The organism is Williamsia sp. CHRR-6 (assembly GCF_018474015.1).
Classification (GTDB): domain Bacteria; phylum Actinomycetota; class Actinomycetes; order Mycobacteriales; family Mycobacteriaceae; genus Williamsia_A.
Genome location: NZ_JAHCSG010000013.1, coordinates 1 through 766 on the forward strand (window position 1 = coordinate 1; position 766 = coordinate 766).

Below are 766 nucleotides of genomic sequence, written 5' to 3' on the forward strand. Positions count from 1 at the left end.
CGGCGGTGGTAGGAGGGCATGAGTGTTTGGTGGGGGTCGATGGATGCGGGTGGGCGGAGCCAGGGGTGGCGGTCGTGGCCCATGATGACGTCCCAGCCGCGGTGGTGGACGTCGACGTGGCAGGCGCGGCAGAGGACGCAGCCGTTGTCGACGATGGTCCGTCCGCCGTCGGCGTGGTGGATGATGTGGTGGATGTCGCCCCAGGAGCTGGGGGCTCCGCATTTGATGCAGCCGTGGTCTCGGGTGGTGACCGCGGTGCGTTGGGGTCCTGAGAAGAGGCGTTGGGGGTCGGTGATGGTGACTGGTGCCCCGTGTTCGTCGTAGGTGAGCACGCTGGTGACGGCGTCGCAGGTGAGCAGGGTGGTGGACAGGGTGCTGATGGGGCCGAGCCAGTGCAGGTGTGCGGCAGCACTGTCGACGGTGACGATGTCCGATGGGTCACCGATCACCGCTGCGGCAGTGGTGGCGGCGGGAGTGGTGGTGGCGGGGATGGTGACGAGCACGTCGGTTTTCGTTGGTCCGGCGAACGCGGTGGAGGCCATGGCTTTGACGCCGGACTCGAGGAGTTGGCCGAATGCGTCGGCACGGCGTTGCTGCGCTGTGCGGGGGTCGGGGGTGCCGTCGGGCAGTGGTCGTGGTCGGGACCCGGCGTCGAGTCCAGCGATCAATCGTTCCCCGGTGAGGATGTCGAGGTCGAAGTGGCCGTGGAGGCGACCGTCCTCGCCCGGGGTGTAGGTGAACTGGTTCAACGATGAGTCTTCGGCGA

The 766-nt window shown here is 67.9% G+C and carries 1 protein-coding gene; it reads right to left on the bottom strand.

The genetic code is table 11. The features are described from left to right. Positions 1 to 766, bottom strand: a 766-nt coding sequence (locus KIK15_RS18160; RefSeq protein WP_214246281.1) for an HNH endonuclease signature motif containing protein, incomplete at both ends; no start/stop codon positions are given.